Source organism: Hymenobacter psoromatis, assembly GCF_020012125.1.
GTDB lineage: Bacteria > Bacteroidota > Bacteroidia > Cytophagales > Hymenobacteraceae > Hymenobacter > Hymenobacter psoromatis.
The window spans coordinates 2,363,248-2,382,506 of the sequence record NZ_JAIFAG010000001.1; the positions used below are offsets into that span (position 1 = coordinate 2,363,248).

At 60.0% G+C, this 19,259-nt stretch carries 23 protein-coding genes; 8 read left to right on the forward strand and 15 right to left on the reverse strand.

What is annotated here, in order from left to right; translation table 11 throughout:
- Positions 1–153: 153 nt before the first annotated feature.
- Together LC531_RS10255 and LC531_RS10260 are read left to right on the forward strand one after the other, a co-directional pair.
- A complete protein-coding gene (locus tag LC531_RS10255; protein ID WP_068335803.1) occupies positions 154–480 on the forward strand; it encodes a HesB/IscA family protein in 327 nt (108 codons plus the stop codon).
- Between the two features lie 112 nt (positions 481–592).
- Positions 593–871 carry a hypothetical protein gene (locus LC531_RS10260; RefSeq protein ID WP_223650197.1) on the forward strand — a complete coding sequence of 93 codons (279 nt, stop codon included), beginning with the start codon at positions 593–595 and terminating at the stop codon, positions 869–871.
- A gap of 138 nt (positions 872–1,009) precedes the next feature.
- Here the strand turns inward: LC531_RS10260 and LC531_RS10265 are convergent, their stop codons facing one another.
- Both LC531_RS10265 and murI read right to left on the reverse strand, forming a co-directional pair.
- Positions 1,010–3,790, reverse strand: coding sequence for a T9SS type A sorting domain-containing protein (locus tag LC531_RS10265; RefSeq protein WP_223650198.1), 2,781 nt, complete (start codon positions 3,788–3,790; stop codon positions 1,010–1,012).
- A gap of 182 nt (positions 3,791–3,972) precedes the next feature.
- Positions 3,973–4,800, reverse strand: a complete 828-nt coding sequence (murI, locus tag LC531_RS10270) for a glutamate racemase (RefSeq protein WP_223650199.1) — start codon at positions 4,798–4,800, stop codon at positions 3,973–3,975.
- A gap of 122 nt (positions 4,801–4,922) precedes the next feature.
- On the opposite strand from murI, the gene LC531_RS10275 reads away from it, so the two are divergent.
- Positions 4,923–5,156 (forward strand): hypothetical protein, encoded by a 234-nt coding sequence (locus LC531_RS10275; protein ID WP_223650200.1) that lies wholly within the window; start codon positions 4,923–4,925, stop codon positions 5,154–5,156.
- Here LC531_RS10275 and LC531_RS10280 read toward each other — a convergent pair.
- A complete protein-coding gene (locus tag LC531_RS10280; protein WP_223650201.1) occupies positions 5,153–5,701 on the reverse strand; it encodes a GNAT family N-acetyltransferase in 549 nt (182 codons plus the stop codon). The two genes, LC531_RS10275 and LC531_RS10280, sit on opposite strands and share 4 nt — an antisense overlap.
- Complete coding sequence (locus LC531_RS10285) at positions 5,701–6,384, reverse strand: arylesterase (RefSeq protein WP_223650202.1); 684 nt, start codon at positions 6,382–6,384, stop codon at positions 5,701–5,703. The genes LC531_RS10280 and LC531_RS10285 overlap by 1 nt, the downstream gene beginning before the upstream one ends.
- Before the next feature lie 275 nt (positions 6,385–6,659).
- Between LC531_RS10285 and LC531_RS10290 the strand changes: the two genes are divergently transcribed.
- The 4 genes from LC531_RS10290 (at position 6,660) to LC531_RS10305 (ending at position 11,834) form a co-directional block, all read left to right on the forward strand.
- The gene (locus LC531_RS10290) at positions 6,660–7,346 is read left to right on the forward strand and encodes an ABC transporter ATP-binding protein (RefSeq protein WP_223650203.1); all 687 of its coding nucleotides are present in this window, start codon (positions 6,660–6,662) and stop codon (positions 7,344–7,346) included.
- A 71-nt stretch (positions 7,347–7,417) separates the two neighbouring features.
- Positions 7,418–9,952: an ABC transporter permease gene (locus LC531_RS10295; protein WP_223650204.1), complete on the forward strand. Its 2,535-nt coding sequence runs from the start codon at positions 7,418–7,420 to the stop codon at positions 9,950–9,952.
- A gap of 117 nt (positions 9,953–10,069) precedes the next feature.
- Positions 10,070–10,753: a transglutaminase domain-containing protein gene (locus LC531_RS10300; protein WP_223650205.1), complete on the forward strand. Its 684-nt coding sequence runs from the start codon at positions 10,070–10,072 to the stop codon at positions 10,751–10,753.
- Between the two features lie 82 nt (positions 10,754–10,835).
- Positions 10,836–11,834, forward strand: coding sequence for a bifunctional heptose 7-phosphate kinase/heptose 1-phosphate adenyltransferase (locus LC531_RS10305; protein ID WP_223650206.1), 999 nt, complete (start codon positions 10,836–10,838; stop codon positions 11,832–11,834).
- A gap of 35 nt (positions 11,835–11,869) precedes the next feature.
- Here LC531_RS10305 and LC531_RS10310 read toward each other — a convergent pair whose 3' ends face one another.
- The 8 genes from LC531_RS10310 to LC531_RS10345 form a co-directional block, all read right to left on the reverse strand.
- Positions 11,870–12,079 (reverse strand): hypothetical protein, encoded by a 210-nt coding sequence (locus tag LC531_RS10310; RefSeq protein ID WP_223650207.1) that lies wholly within the window; start codon positions 12,077–12,079, stop codon positions 11,870–11,872.
- A gap of 14 nt (positions 12,080–12,093) precedes the next feature.
- Complete coding sequence (locus tag LC531_RS10315; protein ID WP_223650208.1) at positions 12,094–12,303, reverse strand: alkylphosphonate utilization protein; 210 nt, start codon at positions 12,301–12,303, stop codon at positions 12,094–12,096.
- Between the two features lie 24 nt (positions 12,304–12,327).
- Positions 12,328–12,633 carry a hypothetical protein gene (locus tag LC531_RS10320; protein WP_223650209.1) on the reverse strand — a complete coding sequence of 102 codons (306 nt, stop codon included), beginning with the start codon at positions 12,631–12,633 and terminating at the stop codon, positions 12,328–12,330.
- Between the two features lie 183 nt (positions 12,634–12,816).
- Positions 12,817–13,842: a uroporphyrinogen decarboxylase gene (hemE, locus tag LC531_RS10325; protein WP_223650210.1), complete on the reverse strand. Its 1,026-nt coding sequence runs from the start codon at positions 13,840–13,842 to the stop codon at positions 12,817–12,819.
- A gap of 76 nt (positions 13,843–13,918) precedes the next feature.
- Positions 13,919–14,080, reverse strand: a complete 162-nt coding sequence (locus LC531_RS10330) for a hypothetical protein (protein WP_223650211.1) — start codon at positions 14,078–14,080, stop codon at positions 13,919–13,921.
- 111 nt (positions 14,081–14,191) lie between these two features.
- A complete protein-coding gene (locus LC531_RS10335) occupies positions 14,192–14,470 on the reverse strand; it encodes an anti-sigma factor family protein (protein WP_223650212.1) in 279 nt (92 codons plus the stop codon).
- A gap of 2 nt (positions 14,471–14,472) precedes the next feature.
- A complete protein-coding gene (locus tag LC531_RS10340; RefSeq protein ID WP_223650213.1) occupies positions 14,473–15,093 on the reverse strand; it encodes a sigma-70 family RNA polymerase sigma factor in 621 nt (206 codons plus the stop codon).
- A gap of 51 nt (positions 15,094–15,144) precedes the next feature.
- The gene (locus LC531_RS10345) at positions 15,145–15,753 is read right to left on the reverse strand and encodes a peroxiredoxin-like family protein (protein ID WP_223650214.1); all 609 of its coding nucleotides are present in this window, start codon (positions 15,751–15,753) and stop codon (positions 15,145–15,147) included.
- A 187-nt stretch (positions 15,754–15,940) separates the two neighbouring features.
- Here LC531_RS10345 and LC531_RS10350 point away from each other — a divergent pair, with 187 nt between their 5' ends.
- A complete protein-coding gene (locus LC531_RS10350) occupies positions 15,941–16,729 on the forward strand; it encodes a DUF1223 domain-containing protein (RefSeq protein ID WP_223650215.1) in 789 nt (262 codons plus the stop codon).
- A gap of 13 nt (positions 16,730–16,742) precedes the next feature.
- Here LC531_RS10350 and LC531_RS10355 read toward each other — a convergent pair whose 3' ends face one another.
- The 3 genes from LC531_RS10355 to LC531_RS10365 all read right to left on the reverse strand — a co-directional run bounded on the left by LC531_RS10355 (position 16,743) and on the right by LC531_RS10365 (position 18,738).
- Positions 16,743–16,940 (reverse strand): hypothetical protein, encoded by a 198-nt coding sequence (locus tag LC531_RS10355; protein WP_223650216.1) that lies wholly within the window; start codon positions 16,938–16,940, stop codon positions 16,743–16,745.
- Positions 16,941–17,434: 494 nt separating this feature from the next.
- Positions 17,435–18,049 carry a BLUF domain-containing protein gene (locus tag LC531_RS10360; RefSeq protein WP_223650217.1) on the reverse strand — a complete coding sequence of 205 codons (615 nt, stop codon included), beginning with the start codon at positions 18,047–18,049 and terminating at the stop codon, positions 17,435–17,437.
- Between the two features lie 470 nt (positions 18,050–18,519).
- The gene (locus LC531_RS10365; protein ID WP_223650218.1) at positions 18,520–18,738 is read right to left on the reverse strand and encodes a hypothetical protein; all 219 of its coding nucleotides are present in this window, start codon (positions 18,736–18,738) and stop codon (positions 18,520–18,522) included.
- Positions 18,739–19,259: the final 521 nt, after the last annotated feature.

Consider the following 19,259-nt stretch of genomic DNA (forward strand, 5'->3'; position numbering starts at 1 on the left):
TAGCCTACCTTTTGCAAAAGACGACTCTTGAAAAGGGTCGTCTTTTTTGTTATTTAGAATCCTTCTTAGCGGTATCTTTGTTATATCACTGCTGCTGGCTTCTAAGGCCCGGCCAGCACCTACTCTTTCCTAGCATCTTAGCTACCTACCTATATGATAACCGTTTCGGATAAAGCCAAGGAAAAAGTGGAGCACCTGATGCGCGACTCGCAGCTTGATGCTACCTACCGCCTGCGCGCCTCGGTAGCCGGTGGTGGCTGCTCGGGCCTGAGCTACAAGCTGGACTTCGACAATGAAACCCGGCCAATGGACCAGGAATTTGAGGATAAAGGCGTGCGCGTAGTGGTCGATATGAAAAGCTTCCTCTACCTGGCCGGCACCGAGCTGGACTTCTCAGATGGCCTGAATGGCAAGGGCTTCCAGTTTCATAATCCGAACGCCTCGCGCTCTTGCGGCTGCGGCGAGAGCTTCTCCGTGTAACCTGAGTGTTGCCCAAGCATAAAAGCCAAGTCCCGCTTGCGGGGCTTGGCTTTTATGCAACAAGCGTTGATTCAGTTTTGCTACTTTCTTTACTAGTTCTAATTCTCTCCTAATGAGCGACGAAAACAAGACTTATTCCGTCCGGCTGCGGCTGCGCCGGGAGGTAGTTGAAGATTCCTACGTGTCGGTTATTATAGATGAGAAGGTTACGACTGAGCAGGAGGATGGCAGTTTCAAAATCGACTTTGAGAAGCTGGCCGCCGAGGCTATCCGCATCAGCACCAACCCCCAGGTAGACTGGCAAGCGGAAAGTAGCCGCACTGAGCCGCACCCGTTGCAAACTGTGATGCCCGATGAACGCACTGTCCTCGACTCATCAGAGGTGGCGTAGTGCAGGGATAACCCCAGCCTCGCGCTCCTGCGATTGCGGCGAGAGCTTCTCAGTATAAGGAATAGCAAAACGCTTTTTACCAATTGAAAAGGCCCGGTGCAGCTTGCACCGGGCCTTTTTATTTTTATTCTCTACCCCCTATTCTTTGCTGAAACGCAAGGGTTGCGCGCCCTCGCCCAGTCGCAGCCAATAAGTGCCAGCGGGTAGACTGGCTACGCTTACCTCGCCCGAGGGGGGTAGGGCTATGGTTTGCAGTACGCGGCCCATAAGGTCGAGCACGTACACCTGCGTGCCCGCCGGAGCAGGTACTACCAGCCGGTCGCGGGCCGGGTTGGGATAGAGCACGGCGGCAGTAGTGCCTGCCACTACTACTACCGGACTAAACGTGGTGTGGCCATCCGTATCTACCTGCGCCAAGCGGTAATAAATAGCGGCGGTTGGGGCGGCCGGGTCGAGCGCGGTGTACTGGCGCGCCTGCGCCGCAGTGCCGTGGCCGGCTACGGTAGCCACCGTTGTAAATACTTGACCATCAAGGCTACGCTGCACCTCAAAACGCGCATTATGCCACTCGGTAGCCGTGGCCCAACTCAGCGCCACATCGGCAGCTTGGCGGTGGGCCGCGAAGCTGATAAGCGTGACGGGGAGCGGATTAATTTTCGCGTCGGCACTGGTGCTGGCCAGGGCGAAGGTGCTGAACGACGTGAATATGCCCGACGTGACGGTACCGCTGACATAGCCATCCGTGGGTACGGGGGTAACCAGCTTTATAGTTGAGGAGCCAATATTCTGCCAGCCGCTGCCGCTATTTTTGCCGATGGTAAAGCTGGCATCCGTAGGCGCGTTTACCTGGTCATCAGCCCCGAAAGACAGGGTAATGGTTCCGCTGAAATTATTCGCCGCCGGGGTGGGCGTAACGGTGTACGACCGGGCGCGTGCTATGCGCGTGAGTGGGGGTAGGGCCGACGCGCTGGCTGGCAGGTTATTAAAATCAGGGGCCGGGCCTTCGGTTTGGGTTACGAGGTAAGTGGTCGCATCCTGGCTGGTGGCGTTAAGGGTGAGCGGACGATAGCTCGGGCCGCTACCCGTGGGAAATATTAGATTGATGAGTGGCCCGGCATTCGTCTGGCGGGCCAGCGGGCCGTTGACGTAGCTGGTAGGGCTACCCCCTATTATCGAAGCGGCCGGGCTCAGGGTCAGCAGGTTAGCTGTCGTGGTGGTGAGGGTGCCGCTGGTGAGCGTAAGCGGACCACCGAGCGTAACTGCCGTGGCCAGCGTTGCCCCGGCTGCATTATTAATGGCCAGCCCTACCCCTCCGCTTAGCTGAAAAGTGCCACTGATTGTCTGTGGCTTGGTACCCGCCAGCACTACTTGACTGGTAGGCGATGCCGGGCTGGTTTCTTTGAACTGGAAAATCCCTTGCGCCCGAATGTCCCCCGCCACGCGCAAGTCGTTGTTAATCGCTGGCGCAAACGTAACGCCGGGACCAATCACCAAATTCCCTTGAATAGTAAGAGTGGTGCCCGCTCCCGTAAAGCTGGTCGCTGCCTGACCAGGGCGGTTACGTAAAACCAGAGTACCATAGGTACGCCCCGAAAGCGAGAGTGAGGTAGAAGCGGAACCCGTGCCAGGTAGTCGAAAATCAAATATCCCTAGCTCGGTACCGGCCGCCGCGCTCAGGTTCTCTACCACTGCCGCGTGCCGGCAGCTGCTGGCATGGCGGTAGCTACCGCCATTGTAGATAAATGCGGTAGGGTTCGTTCCGGCCACATCTATACCAAATGAGCCGGTAGCAGCACTGCTGGCATTCGTCACCACGCCTTTGTTATAAATGGTCAGGGCCAACGCCGTCGTTGTATTACCAAGGGTTAAGGCAGTTGGCGACACGGTATTGACAGCTGGCACCAGCGCGAAAATAGAATCGCCCACGCCGGGATTCACCGTCAGCGATTTGATACTTACGGCCACGTTCTGGTCGAGGCTCACGGTGAAGGTGCCCGCCACGTACCGGTGGTCAAGCACTACCTCATCGGCGGCGGTGGGTAGGGCGTTGGCAGTCCAGTTGGCCGCGTCGAACCAGCTGCTGGTGCCCGCCGCACCCGTCCAATGCACCAAGGCGGGTGTGACGGTGAACGTCGCCGCGGGCGACCCCACGCCGCCGGGGTTCGTGACGGCTACCGGGTAGCTACCAGCCGTGGCAACGGTCGCTGCTGGCACCGTAGCTATGAGCGAAGTAGCTGAGCTATAAGTAGTCACCAGGCTCTGGCCATTGAAGCTCACCACTGCGCCGGGCTTGAAGTTACTACCCGTCACGGTCAGGGCGAAGTCGGCTGAGCCAGCTTCTATCGTATTCGGGCTGAGACTATTGATGAGTGGGTCCACCGTATTAACAGCCTGCACCTGAAAATTATCAACGCGTAGCGGGCCGCTACCTGAAGCTCCGCTGGCTGACAGTTTAAAGACCAGGCTGGTGGGGGCATTGAGCGCCGCCAAGCCCGATAAATCGAAACCACCTTCCGTAAAACTCGGGTTGCCAGTCGCATAGGTACTGCCGAAAGTAACGTAGCCGCCTCCATTCACACTGTATTGCAGCGTGAGGGTAGTAGCACCAGTGGGAGAGCGATAGCCTTGCAGGTAGATTTTGAAAGCAGAATACTTAGGTAGCGACGCGCCATCAAGCGTAAACTGGAAGTATTTGGTATTTGTACCGCTGGAGCTGTTCATCGCTAGCGCCAAGCCCGCCACATTAGCAGTGTAGGCGCCCATACCAGTACTGGTGCCTACCCCCGTTGCAAACATCTCACTGCTGGTAGCAGCAGAAATTATACCAGTAGCCGTGGCAGCCGGCGCGGCCGGGTAAGCTGCCGCCGTATTAAAATCGTAGTTGACGATAGTAGTTTGCCCGCGGCTCAGTATCGGCAAACTTACTAGCAGCAGTAAGTTAATGAGTCTATTTTTTAGGCTGCGAGTAAGGAGTGTAGTCATAAAGCCGGAAAGAAAAATCTTAATACGCCATACTTTGGCGGCCCTAAGCTACTACTTCATTTTTTCTTCACCAAATTTTATCCTAAAAAAAATTGCTAATCTGCAAGTTGCCCTTGTCCTTACTCCCACAGCGGGTAGTGCTCCAGCTGCACTTCCTGCCCAAAAAACAGCCGGGTACTTTCCTCGAATGAGCGCGTGAAATCACTCACGTAGAAGTGGTGCGCCGGCCCTACCCCCCCGGCCGGAGCCAGCAACTGCCGCTGCGCCAGCGCCTCGGCCACGGTGGCAGCCACCACGTCGGAGGGGTCGAGCACGGTTACGCGGCCCTGGTAGTAATCCTCTATCTGGGGCTTGATGAGGGGGAAATGCGTGCAGGCCAGCACTAGGCTTTCAATTCCTTGCAGCTCCTCGTGGGCCAGGTAGGCGCGAATAATTTCCTCCGATACCCGGCCGTTGAAAAAGCCTTCCTCAATCATGGGTATCAGCAGGGGGGTAGCCAGCGCGTGCAGGTCCACACCGAGGTTGAGCTGGTCGATTTTCTTGCGGTAGATGTTAGAGCCCACCGTTTGCTTGGTGCCGATGAGGCCCACCGGGCGGCCGGCGTAGTGCTGGCCCACGTGCGCCACCACGGGGTCTATCATGCCCACTACCAGGGCTTTGGAACCTACGTACTCGCGCACCAGCTCGTAGGCGGCGGCCGAGGCCGAGTTGCAGGCAATGAGGATGAGCTTGCAGTGCTGGCGCAGCAGCACATCGCAGATTTTGACGGAGTAGGCCTGGATGGCAGCGGTACTTTTCTCGCCGTAGGGCAGGTGGGCCGTGTCGCCAAAGTACACGAGGCGCTCGTGGGGCAGGCGCTGGGCCACGGCGCGGGCCACGGTGAGGCCGCCAATGCCGGAATCGAAAATGCCAATGGGCCGGGCGGCCGGGTCGGAGGTAGTCGTCATAGGTAGCGGCAAAGGTCGGGAGGCGGGGCGGTTGGGCGCGGCGCGGGGGGTAGGAGCGGATTTGCGCAAGCCAGCTTTAGTCCCTATTTTTAACACCCTTTATCCCTCATCCTCACCGCCCTATGAGCACCGTACTGCTCGAAATAGACCAGGCGCTGGCCGGCTACCAGGCCCACTCGCAGGCGCGGCCGGTGGCCGTGTACCTGGGCATACGCAAATTCACGCAGCTCATTTTGGATGTGGCCCAACTCGGCGCGCCGCCTACCCTTAGCACCGACGCCGGCCGCCCCCGTACCTACCGCAACCTGGAGCTGCTGCGCGATGAAGTAAACGTGGACGCGCTGCGCGTGATTTAGGACTGGAAACCAACCGGGCGAGCGGGCCTGAACCGTTCCAGCAGCACGCCGGGCTGCCCTTTGTACAGGGTGCGTTTAAACTCTTGGTAACCCAATTTGGCTGCTAAGCGCAGCGAAGGCCGGTTGTCGGGGTGAATAAGGCAGACCGTGCGGGACTGATTGAGGTGGCTATCAGCCCAGGCAAGGGCTGCTTGCGTAGCCTCCATAGCGTAGCCCTGGCCGTGGGTGTGCGGGGCAAACACCCAGCCTACTTCGGGCCAGCCTTTTAGCGTGGGCTCGATAGCGCGCTGCCAATCGCCGAAACCGACAACCCCGATATAGTGACCGGTCGCCTCTTCTTCCACCGCCCAAAATCCATAGCCGCACAGATACCACACGCCCAAGTGCCGCAGCATCTTGGTCCATACTTCTTCTTCAGATAGGGGCTGCCCCCCTAAATATTGGTAAAATGCGGGCTCCTGCCACATGACTACCGAGGCGGCCAGGTCGGTGGGGTAATGGCCACGCAGCCGCAAACGCGCCGTTTCAATAACCGGAATTTCCATTAGAGTAGCGGCTGCACGGTGCGCCACACGGTGCGCGCCACCAGTTTGTGGCCTTCGGGCGTGGGGTGAATACCGTCGCGCTGGTTGAGCTTGGCGATGCCGCCCACGTTTTCGAGCAGGAACGGAATGAGCGTGAGGTGGTTCTTGGTCGCGATTTCACCGTATAGCTGCTTGAAATCGGCGGCGTAGGCGGGGCCCATGTTGGGCGGAATCTGCATGCCGGCGAGCACGATTTTGGCCTCCGGGGCGTGCTGGCGCACCGTGTCGATAATGGCTTGCAGGTTCTGGCGAGTGTCAGTGAGGGGTAGGCCGCGCAGGCCGTCGTTGCCACCCAGCTCCAGCACAAACACGCTCACCGGCTGGCGGCTCAGCACCCAGTTGATGCGCGAGCGGCCACCAGCGCTGGTTTCGCCGCTGAGACCAGCGTTCACGACGGTGTAGGGCAGGTGCAGCGAATCAACCCGATTCTCAATGAGGGCGGGGTAGGCTTGGTCAGGCTCCACGCCGAGGCCGGCCGTGATGCTGTCGCCAAAAAACAAGATGGCGGCCTCGCCCTTCTTAGCGGCAGGCGCTTCGGCCGTAGCGGGGGGGGTAGGGGCTGATGAGGTCTTAGCCGTATCGGCGTTGCAGCCGGCGGCGAGCAGGGCCAACAGCAGGGCGCTGGCGGGCAGATTATAAGTCATGATAAAACAAAAGCAGGTAAAAGTATAGGCCGTCGTAGCGCGTCTTTACGTAGCGATAACCAGCACGGGGACGTTTTTCTTCCCAAAAGGCTTTTCGTCTTGGCGTTGTTTGGAAAGCAGTCTTTCATGGCGAGCGAAGCGCGGCAATCGCACCCGCACGAAATTCACGCCAGTCGTTCGGTCATCGTTCAGGTACAATTGCCGCGCTTCGCTCGCCATGACGGACGATTTTATACAAGCCCTATAGTTTCTACTCAATTATTCCGAGTTTCTTAATGACTAGCCTTCAAGTCGAAAACCTTACCAAGACATACACCAGCGCCGGGCGCGAGCTCACGGTGCTGCACGAGGTCAGCTTCAGCCTGCAACCGGCCGATACGTTTGCCATTGTGGGGCCGAGCGGCAGCGGCAAAACTACCCTGCTGGGCCTGTGCGCGGGCCTCGACCGGGCCACCAGCGGCAGCGTGTGGCTACAAGGCATCAAGCTCGATACCCTGAGCGAGGACCAGCGGGCGGCGGTGCGCAACCAGCACGTAGGCTTTATTTTCCAGAATTTCCAGCTCCTACCCACCCTCACGGCCCTCGAAAACGTGCAGGTGCCGCTGGAGCTGCGCGGCGAGCGCAACGTGGCCAAGCAGGCCCAAACCCTGCTGGAGCGCGTGGGCCTGGGTGAGCGCGGCCACCACTACCCGGCCCAGCTTTCGGGTGGCGAGCAGCAGCGCGTGAGCCTGGCCCGCGCCTTCGCCAACCGCCCCCAGATTCTCTTCGCCGACGAGCCCACCGGCAACCTCGACCCCGACACCAGCGCCAACGTGGTGGATTTATTATTCGACCTCAATAAGGAGGCCGGCACTACCCTCGTCCTAGTGACCCACGACCTGGAGCTGGCCGCTAAAACGCAAAGAATCATGCGGATGCGGGGCGGCAAAGTGGTGGAGGAGACCGTAGCGCGGACTTTGTAAGTCCGTACTCGCGCCGCCCTACCCCTAGTATCTCGTTCTATCCGCGGACTAAAAGTCCGCGCTACTTCTCTATGAATTTCAGTTGGTTAGTTACAATGGCGTGGCGCGACTCGCGCCGCAGCCGGTCGCGGCTGGCGCTGTTTATGTCGAGCATCGTGCTGGGCATCGCGGCGCTGGTAGGCATCAATTCGTTTGGCGACAACCTGGCGCGCAGCATTGCGGGGCAGGCCCGCGAACTGGTGGGTGCCGACCTCGTGCTCTCGTCGAGCCAGCCGTTTGACTCCACCTTGCGGCCGGCGCTGCGGCGGTTGGGCCGCACGCGCACCGATGAAGTGTCGTTCGCGTCGCTCGTGTCGTTTCCACGCACCCAGGGCGTGCGGCTGGCACAGGTGCGGGCGCTGGGCGCGGGCTTCCCGTACTACGGCGACTGGCAAACCCAGCCCGCGGCGGCCGCTGCCGACTTTCGGGGGGGTAAGGCCACCGGCGCGCTGGTCGATGACGTACTGCTCGACCAGTTCAACGCCCGCGTGGGCGACTCGGTAAAGGTGGGCACCCTCACGGTGGCCATTGTGGGGCGGGTGCTGAAAACGCCGGGCCAGAGCGGCTTCAGCGCGGCCATCGCGCCCAAGGTCTTTATTCCCATTGACTTGCTCAATAAAACCGGGCTGGTGCAGCGCGGCAGCCGGGTGCAGTACCGCACCTACTACCAGTTTGCGCCCACCGCCGACGTGGCCGCGGCCATCAAGCCCTACCAGGTGCGCTTCGACCAAACCGGCATCGACACCGACACCGTGGCCAGCCGGCAGCAAGCCACCGGCCGCGCCTTCAAGGACCTCACCCGGTTTCTGAGCCTGGTGGCCTTCGTGGCGCTGCTGCTGGGCAGCGTGGGGGTAGCGAGCGCGGTGAGCCTCTACGTGAAAGAAAAGCTGGCCAGCGTGGCTGTGCTACGCTGCCTGGGCGCGAGCGGCCGGCAAGCCTTACTCATTTATTTGATTCAAACCTCGGGGCTGGGGCTGCTAGGCGCGGCCATTGGGGCGGCGTTGGGCGCGGTAGTACAAGTGCTGCTGCCCAAGGTATTGGGTAATTTTTTGCCGGTTGAGGTGGAGATGAGCGTGTCGCTGGCTTCCGTGGGGCTGGGGCTGCTGACGGGGGTAGCAATGGCGGTGCTCTTTGCGCTGCTGCCGCTGCTGAGCATCCGGCGGGTGTCGCCGCTGCGGGTGCTGCGCGCCTCCCTCGATGAGGACACGGCCACGCCCGACCCACTGCGCGGGCTGGTGCTGGCTATCATTGGCCTGTTTGTGCTGGGCTTTTCCTACGCCCAAACCCGCGACTGGAAGCTGGCGCTGGGCTTTGCGGCCGGGCTGCTGGCGGCGCTGGGCGCGCTGGCCGGGCTAGGCCTGGGGCTGCGTTGGGCCTTGCGGCGCTTCTTCCCCACCGGCTGGAGCTACGTGGCCCGGCAGGGCCTGGCTAATTTATTTCGGCCCCAAAACCAGACTGTTACGCTGATACTTTCGCTGGGGCTGGGCACGTTTTTGCTGGCTACGCTTTACCTCACGCAATCGGTGCTGCTGGGCCGGGTGCAGCTGTCGGGCGGCGGCAACCAGCCCAATTTAGTCTTGTTTGACATCCAAACCGAGCAGGAGAAAGGGGTAGAAAAGCTGCTGACGCAGGAGCATTTGCCCATCTTACAGCGCGTGCCCATCGTGACGATGCGCCTGGCGGCCATCAACGGTAAGTCGGTCACGCAGCTCAAGAAGGATACTGCCAACGGCATCCCACCTTGGGCACTCACCCGCGAATACCGCGTGACATACCGCGACACGCTCAGCAAAACCGAGAAGCTGACGGCCGGCACCCCGCCGCAACCAGCCGCAGCCGGCGGCTTGCCCCGCGTATCGGTCGATGGCAGCTACTTCGAGCGCGTGAAGCTGAAGCTCGGCGACACGCTGACCTTCAACGTGCAGGGCGCGCCGATTGCCGTGGTCGTGGGCGGCACCCGCGAGGTCGATTGGGGCCGCGTGCAAACCAATTTCCTGGTCGTGTTTCCGAGCGGCGTGCTGGAGCAGGCACCGCAGTTCCACGTCATCCTCACCCGCACGCCCTCCAATGCCGTGCTGGCCGCCGCCCAGCGCGCGCTGGTGCGCGACTTCCCCAACGTGTCGGCCATCGACCTGGGCCTGATTCTGCAAACGGTGGACGAGATTCTGACCAAAATCTCGTTCGTCATTCGCTTTATGGCGGGTTTCAGCATCCTCACCGGCCTGCTGGTGCTGGCCAGCTCGGTGCTCATCAGCCGCTATCAGCGCACCCGCGAAAGCGTGCTGCTGCGCACCCTCGGTGCCAGCCGCAGCCAGATTCTGCGCATCACGCTGCTCGAATACGCCCTGCTGGGCTCGCTGGCTGCCTTTGCCGGCGTGCTGCTGGCCGGCCTGGCCGCTTGGGCGCTGGCCTTCTGGGTCTTTGAAACGCCGTTTGCGCTCAGCGCCCTGTGGCCGCTGCCGGCGCTGGTGCTGCTGGTGGCCAGCCTCACGGCCCTCATTGGCGGGCTCAACAGCCGCTCGGTGCTCAGCCAGCCACCGCTGGCCGTGCTGCGCGCCGAGGGGTAGGAAACTGTATTTCAGTGCGGCAACTTGAAAATACTATGTAGTTAATCGCGCCCTGGCACTTGCGTTACTATATCTTGCAGCTGTTTACCCACAGCATAAACCCTGGAATAAATAGCCGTGAAATACTTTTTAATGTTCTTGTTTATTCTAATTGCCTCTAGTGTTTACGCAACGGAACCAGTCGATTCAGTGCGATATGCCTATGCTAAGAAAGCGCCAAAAACCTTAGAATTAGAAGTACTTGTCAATTATTTAAAGAAAGGCACAAAAGACAACAAAAAAATAGTGGAGACTTTTTTCTATTGGATAGCCTTGAATATTCAATACGATGTGAAACTTAGGGATAAGGTTGGGCTTACTATGGAAGATGTTTCGCTAGATTCTGTTCTACTCAAGAAAAAAACAATTTGCTCAGGCTATTCAGCATTGTTTCAGAAAATGTGCATCCTTTCCAACATCGAGTGTGAAATTATTAATGGAATTGGCCAAAATTATTTAATCAAGCAAACATACAAGACAAATCATGCTTGGAATGCCGTAAAAATCGATGATAAATGGCATTTAATTGATACCACTTGGGGAAGTGGCGGAATTGATAGTAGTACTAATAGCTACAAATCAGCATTGGATATGAGTTATTTTTTTACTGCTGCTACTTCATCAATTATTGACCATTTTCCGGAAGATAAGCAATGGCAGTTGTTAGATAACACTATAAGCTTAAACCAGTTTCATAGCAAAACCTGGAACGCTAAACGGCTCGTCAAACTCAATTATCAACTCAATGGCGGGAAGAACTAACTCACAAGTGTACGGATATGAGCAAGCAGTATTGATTTTAAGCAGGCCTCTTCCTCCAGCGCGCCGGGCCTAATTTTGCCCCATGCCTGCTCTTACCCCCCTTACCAAGCTCTTTGCCGATTTTAATAACCTCCAGGTGCTCATTGTGGGCGATGTGATGGTGGATGCCTACGTATGGGGCCGCGCCAGTCGGCTTTCGCCCGAGGCCCCGGTGCCCGTCGTGAACGTGGACCGCACCGAAAACCGCCTCGGCGGGGCCGCCAACGTGGCCCTCAACGTACAGGCGCTGGGCGCTACCCCCCTGCTGTGCGCCGTGGTGGGCAATGACCCCGGCGGCGACAAGCTGCTCCAGCTACTTCGCGACCACTACTTGCCCGCCGAGGGCATCATCCGCAGCGCGCACCGGCCCACCACGTTCAAGCAGCGCATTCTGGCCCACGGCCAACAGCTCGTACGCATCGATTCGGAAGTGGAAACCGACCTCAATGCCGAGGAAGCCGCCCAATTGCTGGCTGCCTATGACGACCTCCTACCCCACGCCGACGTGGTCATCTTCGAAGACTACGACAAGGGTGTACTCAGCGAAGGCATTATTGGTCAGTGCATTGCCCGTGCCCGCCAGCGCAATATCCCAACGGTAGTAGACCCCAAGAAGAAGAACTTCCTGGCCTACCAGCACTGCACGCTCTTCAAGCCCAACCTCAAGGAACTGCGCGAGGGCCTGAAACTGGAATTTGGCGCGCCCGACGCCGACCGGCCCGGCTTTGAGGCCGCCGTGGCCCGCCTGCGCGAGGTACTGACGCCCGAAATTGTGTTGGTGACGCTCTCCGAGCACGGCGTTTTTGCCCAGCAGGGCGAGGAGAAAACCTACCTGCCGGCCCATCTGCGCACCATTTCCGACGTATCGGGCGCGGGCGACACGGTCATCAGCATCGCGGCCTGTTGCGTGGCGCTGGGCCAGCCGGCCGCCTTCACGGCCGCGCTCGCCAACCTCGGCGGCGGCCTGGTGTGCGAGCAGGTGGGCGTGGTGCCTATTGAGAAGCAATTGCTACTGGCCGAGGCCGAGGCGGAGGGGTTGTAGTAGCGATAGTAGCGCAAACCACAAAGTTCGCGCTACTAACTTTTTGGCGCTTGCAGCATATGCAGCAGCCAGAATAGTGCCAGCAGCACCAGCGGCGTGGTGATAATGGCGGCCATCGCGGTGGCCAGCACTACCCACGACTCGGTGCGAAAGACGCGCCGAAACACCCGCCGCCAGCCAAAAAACAACAGGCCGGAAACGACCAGCGACGCCACGTAAAAGCCAATTCCAAACGCTGGTTTCATAAGTTGTTCCGAAGCTAAGCCTTCTTTAAAAATTCGGTTTTCAGCACCATCGTGCTACCCCCGGCGCGGCCCTCCACCTCGGCGGGCGAGTTGGTGAGGCGAATATTCTTGACCAGCGTGCCGCGCTTGAGCGTCTGCGACGAGCCACGTACTTTGAGGTCTTTGATGAGGGTAACGGCATCGCCTTCGGTGAGCAGGGTGCCGTTGCTGCCTTTTACGTTCATATGTAAACAAATAAAAAATCAGCTCTACTCAACTACTTTAGAATCGTTGATGTACCCAAGAATTCCAGCAAGCATTGCTACTAGCAGAGCGCCAAAAAGCGCCTCTGCAAAAAAGGCCTGACGCATCAATCCAGCGAGGAAAGCTAAAAATATAGTAAGTATTATAAAGAGCCTAATTAAACCTAGAATTGTAATTGCTCGCTCTTGTTTTCGTTGCTTTCTTCCGAGTCCATAGCAGAAGACAACAATGAAGGTGAGAATAAACTGTACTGTCGCATTGATTATAAGTTGCTCAATGGTTATGTCAAAAAATTTAGTTATCAGCATCATAACTAATAAATATTGATTAAGAAACTGCTTAGGAATTCGTTAGGTCGTCATGTTGAGCTTGTCGAAGCATCTCTACCGCTTCATTCAAACCGTCTAATGGTGCGGTAGAGATGCTTCGACAAGCTCAGCATGACGTTCTTTTTGAGTTTCTGGCTACTTCCAAAACAGCTTCAACCTATAGCCCTACCCCCGCCACGCCTTCACCGTTTCCACAAAAACCTTCACGTTGTCGGGGTTGGTATCGGGGTAGACGCCGTGGCCGAGGTTGGCGATGTGGGGGCCGCCGGCAAACTCGGCCAGCATGGCTTCGGTGGCGGCTTTTACCTGGGCGGGTGTGCCGTAGAGGGCGCAGGGGTCGAGGTTGCCTTGCAGGGTTTTGCCGGGGGCCTGCTGGCGCACCTGGCTTGGCGACTGGTTCCAGTCGAGGCCGATGGTGCGGGCGGGCGAGTGGGCGAAGTCGGGCACGGCCCACCAGGCACCCTTGGCAAACACCGTAACGGGCACCAGCGGGGCCAGCGCCGCGCTGATACGGTTAATGTAGGCCACCGAGAACTCGGCGTAGTGCGCGGGGGGTAGGATGCCGGCCCACGAGTCGAACACCTGCACAATGTCGGCCCCGGCCGCCACCTGCGCTTGCAGGTAGGCGATGGTCGTGACCGTGATTTTCTCCAACAGCTGGTGCGCCAGGGAGGGCTCTTGGTAGAGCATGCGGCGGGCTTTGCTGAAGGTTTTGGAGCCGTGGCCCTCCACCATGTAGGCCAGAATAGTCCAGGGCGCGCCCGCGAAGCCGATGAGCGGCACCCTACCCCCCAGCTCGCGCTTGGTGATGCGCAGGGCTTCGAGCACGTAGCCGAGGTGCTCCTCGGGGTCGGCTACGCGCAGCTTGGCTACGTCGGCGGCATTTTTGATGACCTCGGGGAAGAGCGGGCCTTTGGCCTCCAGCATCTCGTAGGTGAGGCCCATCGCCTCGGGCACCACCAGGATGTCGGAGAAGATGATGGCGGCATCGACATCGAGCGCATCGACGGGCTGGATGGTGACTTCGGCGGCCAGGGCGGGCGTTTCGACCAACTCCTTGAAGCCGGAGAGGCGGCCGCGCAGGGCGCGGTACTGGGGCAGGATGCGGCCGGCCTGGCGCATGAGCCACACGGGCGTCCGTTCGGTGGTTTCGCCCTTGGCGGCGCGGAGGAGGATATCGTTTTGGAGCATAAGGCGAGATGGGACAGCGGCTTAAAACCGGGGCCCAAGCGGGTCGCAAAGGTAGCAGCCGGCCCGCCCTACCCCCCTACGGCCGCCCTACGGCGCGCAATAGCTCTTCCTGCCGGCGGCGGGCACGGTCCTCCGTGAGCGAGGCCACGCCCCAAATGGCGGCCGGAATCCAACCGATGAGGGTCAGATGCAGCACAAAGCACACGATAGCCTTGAAAATGTGGCCATTGAGCAACATGGATAAACTGGGGAGTAAAATGGCAAGCAGCATCGCGAGACAAAAATTAGTGGCGCAGCAAGTTACTAGCGGTTTGGCAACTGGCTTGTACGTGACTTTCAAAGCCATTCCCTACCCCCCACTACCCGCATGGGCATCAAATAGCTGCTGCATGCGGGCGCGGGCGACGGCGGGCAGCGCCAGGTTGGCGGGTACCACGGCTTCGGCGGCGGGGCGGGCGGCGCGGGCAATGCGGGCGCTTTGCAGGGCGTAGCGGCGGCAGTAGGGGCACAGGCGCAGGTGTGCCCACAGCTGCACGCGGGGGCGCACGGGCAGCGGCGTATCGGCCCGGCGCTCGATGAGCAGCGTGGCCTGCCGGCAATTGAATAAGGGCGACGGAATAGCACTCATACTCACGCGATAACAGGGGCCTGAAGCCAGTTTTTTTCGAGGCAGCGGCGCAGGTGCAGCTTGGCCCGATGCACCAGCACCCAGTAGTTGGCCGGGCTCAGGCTCAGCTCTTTACAGATGTCCTCGGCGGGCAGTTCCTCCACAAAGCGCAGCACGAACACGGCCAGTTGCTGGGCCGACAGCCGCTGCTGGCACAGCCGCAGAATATTCTGAAACTCCTGCTGCTCCAGGGCCAGGTCGCCGCGGCCTTCGTCGTGGCTGGGGCCGGGCCAGTCGGCGGGGTGTTGCTCCTCGCGCCAGTGGCCATCGGCGGGCCGGAAAAACTCAGCTTCGGGCGCGTGCTCGGGGCTGAGGTCGAGCGGCACGAACGGCGAGCGGGCCTCGCGCCGGTAGTGGTCAATTATTTTGCGCTTTAGAATGACAAACAGCCAGGTGCGCTCCGAGGCCTGGCCCCGAAACGAGGCCAGCGCGCCCAGGGCGCTCACGAAGGTGTCCTGCACCAGTTCGGCGGCCGTGTCGGCATCGGCCACCCGGCCCAGCGCAAAGCGGTACAGCTCATCGCCGAAGCGGGCCAGCCACTGCTGCGGGTCGGGGGCGGGGGTAGGAAGAATGGGAAGGGACATGCGCGCTGGAAACGGACCAGCAAGGTACTAGCGTGCTTACGCAGTCGGCGGCTACCGGGCCGCCAGGGCCTGGGCTACGGCGCGCACACTGGCCCGGTGGCGGTAGTCGGGGTTGAAAAAGGCGTATTGAATTTTGCCATCGCGGCCGATAACGTAGGTGGCGGGCACGGGCAGCACGTTGGTGGTCGCGCCGTTGGCGGCTTTCAGGTCTACGCCGAATCCCTGGTACTTCTGGGCGGTGGCATCGTCCACGGTAAAGGCCGTTTTATAGGCTTTCATAATGGCAAAATTCTGGTCGTGCACGATGGGAATACTGAGCTTGGTCTTGGCCACCGTCTTGTCGATATTGGTTTGCAGCTCGGGCGTGATGACGACCACCTGCGCCCCTTTGCTGGTGAGCGTTTGCAGCGAATCCTGGAGCTGGCTCAGCTGCTTATTGCAATATGGGCACCACTGCCCCCGGTAGAAATACAACACCACGGGGCCTTTTTTCAGAAGCTGGCGCAGCTCAACGGGCCGGCCGGCGGCATCCTGCCCTGTGAAGGCGGGCGCGACGGTGCCCACGGCCAGGGCCGAGGCGGTGAGGGGCGCGTCCGGGGTTTGGGCCACAGCGGAACAGGCGAGCAGCAGCGCGGCGGCCAGGGAGAATATTTTAAGCATAAGGGGAAAGTTGGGGGAAAGTAGTAGCTCAGCGGTAGACGCTGGCCGGAGCGTTACCTTACGCGGCGAGGTATTTTTTATTCCCTACCCCCATTGCTATCTTGTGAGAGGCAGCGTGTAAGGTGGGGCACGCGGCCGCGTCTGGCTACTTACGCAGCAACCCCGCCGCCCTACCCCCTCTTTTTTTATGAAACTCGCTTTGCTCGCCTTCGGGCCTTTGCTGCTAGCTGGCTTGGTCAGCCGCCGGCCGGCCGCTACGCCTACGTCGCCCCCGGCCGCCGTGCCGGTGGTAGTGGAGCTGTTTACCTCCGAAGGCTGCTCGTCGTGCCCGGCCGCCGACGAGGTGGCGCGCACCCTCGAAGCCACGCAGCCGGTGCCCGGTGCCGAGGTCATCGTGCTGGGCGAGCACGTCGATTACTGGAACCGCCTGGGCTGGAAAGACCCTTTCTCGGCCGCCGAGTTTAGCGAGCGCCAGCGGCAGTACGCCACCGTGTTCACCGAAGGCAGCTATACACCGCAGGCCGTGGTAAACGGCCGCTATGAGCTGGTAGGCAGCCGTCGTGCCGAGCTTAGCCAGCGCATTGCGGAGGCCGCCCGCGCGCCCCGCGCCGCGGTGGCCCTCAGCCGGCCCACGGCTGCTACGCTGGCGGTGCGCGTGGGCAGCCTACCCCCCGGCACGGCGGCCACTGAGGTACTGCTGGCTCTCACCGAAACCGGCTTGGCTACCCAGGTTGGCCGGGGCGAAAACGCGGGCCGGCTGCTACACCACGCCGCCGTGGTGCGGGCCCTGCGCCCGCTGGGCACCGTGGGGGCCGATGGCACCTTTAGCACCACCGCCCCGCTGGCCCTCGACCCCCGCTGGAAAGCGGCCAACCTGCGCGCCGTGGTGCTGGTGCAGGAGCGCGCTTCGCGCCGCGTGGTGGGGGTAGGAACGTTGCCACTGGCCGCCAGCCCGGTACCACCAGCCGCGCAGTAGCCACGGTGGCGGCCTATGCAGGTGAGGTAGCCGAGGTAGCCAGCAGCTGGCGGCACTGGCGCAGCCAGTGCCGGGCAGCATCCGGGTCCTGAAAAATCTGTAGCTCGAAGGGTACGCTAGCGGGCATCTGGTTGGGAATAATGTCCGAATGCCGGTCGGCTTGCAGCACGTGCGCCACGTAGCGCAGGCCCAGGCGGCTGGCCTGGGGCACCCATATCTCGGCCAGCCAGTCGAGGCTATCAAACCAAGGGCCCCGCAGCTCCAGATTGTCATTGAGCAGCAGCGCGGTAGACTTCTCCGCCGCGTGTGCCAGGTAGGCTTCAGCCCCGCATCTGGCTTCTACCGGGTCTACGTAGCCGCGCCAGGTGGCACGCAGCCACTACTCTTGCTCATCATAAGTCAGTACGCAAAAGCTACTATCACGCGAATCGATATTGACATTCAGCAGGGTTTGTCCAGGAACGCGCCCTTGCGCGCGACTACCGGATTTTAAACGCGCGCCGGGCGGGCGGGCTTTGAACTTCTGAGAGCTAAATACCTTACTATTGGGCTCTTCGCTAAACTTTACCCCGCGCCTAGCTTGGTAATTATCACCCGCATAACGCGCCCTATTATCCGCTAAAAGGTGGTAGCTAGCTGCTTTTTTCCGCAGTTGCGGTATCTAATGTGCTGCTTGACAGATGCCTACGCCACGAGAGCGGGCCGCTATAAGTTGCTGAACTGCGCCAGCAGCGTGCGCAGGTGGGGCTCCGTGATGGGCAGCTGGGGCAGGGGTAGGTTATTGCTGTGGGCTTCGAGGTAGCCGACCAGCCAAAAAAACTCGGGGGCATCGGCCTGCACGAAGGCCATCTGCCAGTCGGGAAACCAGCGTTCCGCAGTGGCCTGGTCGCGCAGCAGCTGCACGTGCTGGTGGCGCGAGTCTTGCTGAATGCGCTTGTATAGCGCGTGCACTTCCAGCGCCGACCCCTCCAGCACCTGCACGAAGTCGCCGGTACTGGCGTAGCAGAGCAGGCCCGTTAGTTGGCACCGTGCGTTATTAGCCCGTGCTTGTTCCAGCAGCTCGGTAAGCTGTTCTGGGCTGAAATGGCCGGTGGCTTTACTGCGGTACAGCAGGTGCTGCACACGGCTATCAAGGCGGTAGAGTACCTCATCGAGCGTCAACTCCCCTATGGCATAGTGTTCCAGCAACTCCAGCTCGTAGGGTGTCGGTGCCAGCTTAGTATCGGTAGTTAAGGAAACGGCCCAGGCAATGGCCCGGCGGCGCTGCGCTTCACTCGCTAATTCCTTCATAATTTTCTCCTGCGTTTCGCCTACGGTCAACACTACATGAGTACATACGAGAAAGCGGGCGAAAGCTACGAATTGTAAGCTGGCTACCCGAAAATTACTTCTATTCGCAGGTTTCGTGGGGCAGCTTCACCGGCGGAGCAGGGCGCGGCAGCGGGGCGTTCATCGCGGCGCAAATGGGGCAATGCTTAAAAAATTGGGTTCTCCTGGTCACCCGGTCTTGCGCAGCGATGCTGCACGCAATCGGGCACCCGTTATTGTCGTGCCAGATATCCTCGACGGCCATGCCGCGATAGCGCGAATAAAAAGCGACGATTTTTATGGGTCAGAATGGACGCGGAATACCCTACCCAGTGAGGTACGCCAAAATACTTGACTCCCGTAAAACACTTGTTTTCAGCCCCATTCATATCGCAGCTTTCACCGGACGCTGCGTCCCTGCCTGAGAATCAGTGCCTGCGGCGACTCAAGCCAAGGCTGACTACATCGCCGGTCAGCAGGCATCAGGCGGGGTTGCGTTGGCGACCGAAACCATGTTCGAGGGCCTGGCTAACCTGCTGCCAGCTCACTTCCCCGGCCACATACTGGGCGTAGAGCCCCCGAACGAACGCGTGCACGTTGGCTTTCACCCGCAGGCTGGGAATTGCCTGCTGCATCTGCTCCAGAACCCGTGCACGCTGCTCGGGGGTCTGCGCGTTGGGGCCAAAATAAGGGGTAGGCATAGCGCAGGAGAGGACGTAACGGAGAAAATATAATACAAAACTCCGACCTACTCATCGTTCTACCAAGGGTTTAATTACGGGTTTTTCCTTCAGAAAATACGTAATTTTTCTACCGAATCCTGGCATATGGCGGCGCTACGTTGCCAGGCAGTATGTGTGTAGCGCTAGCTTAGAGCGGTTTTAGAGCCCGTGCCCGCCGAGCGAGCACGCTGTTCACGCTTATGGCGAGCGAACAGCCGACAACCCGCCCCAATCAATCGGGACACTAACTCTGAAACTGCGCTAGGGAAGCTGGTGCAGCTAGGCAGCTGCCGGTTCCTCGGTGTCGAAGATGCGGTAGGTCAGGGCCACAGCCTTGATATCTTGGCGGAGCTGGGTGGCAGCCAGCCGGGCGAAGACGTCCTCGGCTAGTAGCAAGGCGGCATAGATGCCGCCGGGGCGCTGGCGGGTGTGGCTGAGCCAATAGGTGGTGACCCAAGTAGTTTCTTCCTCCGTTTTGCAAGCGCAGTAAAACTCTTCTG

Coding starts and splice junctions, on each gene's coding strand:
- LC531_RS10255 (WP_068335803.1), top strand. CDS start 154: ATGATAACCGTTTCGGATAAAGCCAAGGAAAAAGTGGAGCACCTGATG.
- LC531_RS10260 (WP_223650197.1), top strand. CDS start 593: ATGAGCGACGAAAACAAGACTTATTCCGTCCGGCTGCGGCTGCGCCGG.
- murI (WP_223650199.1), bottom strand. CDS start 4,800: ATGACGACTACCTCCGACCCGGCCGCCCGGCCCATTGGCATTTTCGAT.
- LC531_RS10275 (WP_223650200.1), top strand. CDS start 4,923: ATGAGCACCGTACTGCTCGAAATAGACCAGGCGCTGGCCGGCTACCAG.
- LC531_RS10280 (WP_223650201.1), bottom strand. CDS start 5,701: ATGGAAATTCCGGTTATTGAAACGGCGCGTTTGCGGCTGCGTGGCCAT.
- LC531_RS10285 (WP_223650202.1), bottom strand. CDS start 6,384: ATGACTTATAATCTGCCCGCCAGCGCCCTGCTGTTGGCCCTGCTCGCC.
- LC531_RS10290 (WP_223650203.1), top strand. CDS start 6,660: ATGACTAGCCTTCAAGTCGAAAACCTTACCAAGACATACACCAGCGCC.
- LC531_RS10295 (WP_223650204.1), top strand. CDS start 7,418: ATGAATTTCAGTTGGTTAGTTACAATGGCGTGGCGCGACTCGCGCCGC.
- LC531_RS10305 (WP_223650206.1), top strand. CDS start 10,836: ATGCCTGCTCTTACCCCCCTTACCAAGCTCTTTGCCGATTTTAATAAC.
- LC531_RS10310 (WP_223650207.1), bottom strand. CDS start 12,079: ATGAAACCAGCGTTTGGAATTGGCTTTTACGTGGCGTCGCTGGTCGTT.
- LC531_RS10315 (WP_223650208.1), bottom strand. CDS start 12,303: ATGAACGTAAAAGGCAGCAACGGCACCCTGCTCACCGAAGGCGATGCC.
- LC531_RS10320 (WP_223650209.1), bottom strand. CDS start 12,633: ATGATGCTGATAACTAAATTTTTTGACATAACCATTGAGCAACTTATA.
- hemE (WP_223650210.1), bottom strand. CDS start 13,842: ATGCTCCAAAACGATATCCTCCTCCGCGCCGCCAAGGGCGAAACCACC.
- LC531_RS10330 (WP_223650211.1), bottom strand. CDS start 14,080: ATGTTGCTCAATGGCCACATTTTCAAGGCTATCGTGTGCTTTGTGCTG.
- LC531_RS10335 (WP_223650212.1), bottom strand. CDS start 14,470: ATGAGTGCTATTCCGTCGCCCTTATTCAATTGCCGGCAGGCCACGCTG.
- LC531_RS10340 (WP_223650213.1), bottom strand. CDS start 15,093: ATGTCCCTTCCCATTCTTCCTACCCCCGCCCCCGACCCGCAGCAGTGG.
- LC531_RS10345 (WP_223650214.1), bottom strand. CDS start 15,753: ATGCTTAAAATATTCTCCCTGGCCGCCGCGCTGCTGCTCGCCTGTTCC.
- LC531_RS10350 (WP_223650215.1), top strand. CDS start 15,941: ATGAAACTCGCTTTGCTCGCCTTCGGGCCTTTGCTGCTAGCTGGCTTG.
- LC531_RS10365 (WP_223650218.1), bottom strand. CDS start 18,738: ATGCCTACCCCTTATTTTGGCCCCAACGCGCAGACCCCCGAGCAGCGT.